A 2,829-nucleotide genomic window follows, 5' to 3' on the forward strand; every position below is an offset into this window, starting at 1 on the left:
GGATGAGCATTGGCAATGAGAACGATCAAGTGTCAAAAGGGCATTTGGTGGATGCCTTGGCATGCACAGGCGATGAAGGACGTGATACGCTGCGATAAGCCGTGGGGAGCTGCGAATAAGCTTTGATCCATGGATCTCCGAATGGGGAAACCCACCTTAAATGCTTGGAAAATTTAAGTCGTGCTTCGGTACGGCTTAGGTTTCCAAGTATTGTTTAAAGGTATCTTACTCTGAATACATAGGGGTAAGAAGCGAACGCAGGGAACTGAAACATCTAAGTACCTGCAGGAAAGGACATCAACCGAGACTCCGCAAGTAGTGGCGAGCGAACGCGGACCAGGCCAGTGGCAATGAGGAATAAAGTGGAACGACATGGAAAGGTCGGCCGTAGAGGGTGATAGCCCCTTACACGTAGAACACTCATTGTCCTTGAGTAAGGCGGGACACGTGAAATCCTGTCTGAACATGGGGAGACCACTCTCCAAGCCTAAGTACTCGTGCATGACCGATAGCGAACAAGTACCGTGAGGGAAAGGTGAAAAGCACCCCGACAAGGGGAGTGAAATAGAACCTGAAACCGGATGCCTACAAACAGTTGGAGCCCGCAAGGGTGACAGCGTACCTTTTGTATAATGGGTCAACGACTTAGTGTGACGAGCAAGCTTAAGCCGATAGGTGAAGGCGCAGCGAAAGCGAGTCTGAACAGGGCGTTCAGTTCGTCGCATTAGACCCGAAACCGAGTGATCTAGCCATGAGCAGGTTGAAGGTTGGGTAACACCAACTGGAGGACCGAACCCGCATCTGTTGCAATAGATTGGGATGACTTGTGGTTAGGGGTGAAAGGCCAATCAAACTCGGAAATAGCTGGTTCTCCGCGAAATCTATTTAGGTAGAGCGTCGACCGAATACCCTCGGGGGTAGAGCACTGGATGGGCTATGGGGACTCACCGTCTTACTGATCCTAACCAAACTCCGAATACCGAGGAGTACTAGTCGGCAGACACACGGCGGGTGCTAACGTCCGTCGTGAAAAGGGCAACAACCCTGACCTCCAGCTAAGGTCCCCAAGTCATGGCTAAGTGGGAAAGGATGTGAGGATCCCAAAACAACCAGGATGTTGGCTTAGAAGCAGCCATCATTTAAAGAAAGCGTAACAGCTCACTGGTCTAAATAAGGGTCTTTGCGCCGAAAATGTAACGGGGCTAAAGCCATGCACCGAAGCTGAGGATACGTCGCAAGACGTGTGGTAGCGGAGCGTTCCGTAAGCCTGTGAAGGGATACCCGTGAGGGGTCCTGGAGGTATCGGAAGTGCGAATGTTGACATGAGTAACGATAAAGAGGGTGAGAGACCCTCTCGCCGAAAGACCAAGGGTTCCTGCTTAAAGTTAATCTGAGCAGGGTTAGCCGGCCCCTAAGACGAGGCGGACACGCGTAGTCGATGGGAACCACGTTAATATTCGTGGGCCTGGTGGTAGTGACGGATTGCTTAACTTGTTCAGACTTATTGGATTGTCTGGGCGGGGACGCGGTTCCAGGAAATAGCTCCACCGTATAGACCGTACCCGAAACCGACACAGGTGGTCAGGTAGAGTATACCAAGGCGCTTGAGAGAACTATGCTGAAGGAACTCGGCAAATTGCACGCGTAACTTCGGAAGAAGCGTGACCCCAATGGACGCAAGTCTTTTGGGGTGGCACAGACCAGGGGGTAGCGACTGTTTATCAAAAACACAGGGCTCTGCGAAGTCGCAAGACGACGTATAGGGTCTGACGCCTGCCCGGTGCTGGAAGGTTAAGAGGAGGGGTGCAAGCTCTGAATCGAAGCCCCAGTAAACGGCGGCCGTAACTATAACGGTCCTAAGGTAGCGAAATTCCTTGTCGGGTAAGTTCCGACCTGCACGAATGGCGTAACGACTTCCCCGCTGTCTCCAGCATAGACTCAGTGAAATTGAATTCCCCGTGAAGATGCGGGGTTCCTGCGGTCAGACGGAAAGACCCCGTGCACCTTTACTATAGCTTTACACTGGCATTCGTGTCGGCATGTGTAGGATAGGTGGTAGGCTTTGAAGCAGGGACGCCAGTTCTTGTGGAGCCATCCTTGAAATACCACCCTTATCGTCATGGATGTCTAACCGCGGTCCGTTATCCGGATCCGGGACAGTGTATGGTGGGTAGTTTGACTGGGGCGGTCGCCTCCGAAAGAGTAACGGAGGCGCGCGATGGTGGGCTCAGACCGGTCGGAAATCGGTCGTCGAGTGCAATGGCATAAGCCCGCCTGACTGCGAGACTGACAAGTCGAGCAGAGACGAAAGTCGGTCATAGTGATCCGGTGGTCCCGCGTGGAAGGGCCATCGCTCAACGGATAAAAGGTACGCCGGGGATAACAGGCTGATGACCCCCAAGAGTCCATATCGACGGGGTTGTTTGGCACCTCGATGTCGGCTCATCGCATCCTGGGGCTGGAGCAGGTCCCAAGGGTTTGGCTGTTCGCCAATTAAAGCGGTACGTGAGCTGGGTTCAGAACGTCGTGAGACAGTTCGGTCCCTATCTGCCGTGGGTGTAGGAATATTGACAGGATCTGTCCCTAGTACGAGAGGACCGGGATGGACATATCTCTGGTGGACCTGTTGTCCTGCCAAGGGCATAGCAGGGTAGCTATATATGGAATGGATAACCGCTGAAGGCATCTAAGCGGGAAACCAACCTGAAAACGAGTATTCCCTTGAGAACCGTGGAAGACGACCACGTTGATAGGCTGGGTGTGGAAGTGCGGCAACGCATGAAGCTTACCAGTACTAATCGTTCGATTGGCTTGATCGTTCCCATTGCT

Annotated in this window: 1 rRNA gene; it reads left to right on the plus strand. The window is 52.9% G+C overall.

The features are described 5' to 3' along the window. Window positions 1-23 precede the first annotated feature (23 nt). Window positions 24-2,819 (plus strand): 23S ribosomal RNA (locus tag M2267_RS29850). Window positions 2,820-2,829 lie beyond the last annotated feature (10 nt).

Source organism: Ensifer sp. KUDG1 (assembly GCF_050434285.1).
In the GTDB taxonomy this organism is placed as follows: Bacteria; Pseudomonadota; Alphaproteobacteria; order Rhizobiales; family Rhizobiaceae; genus Ensifer.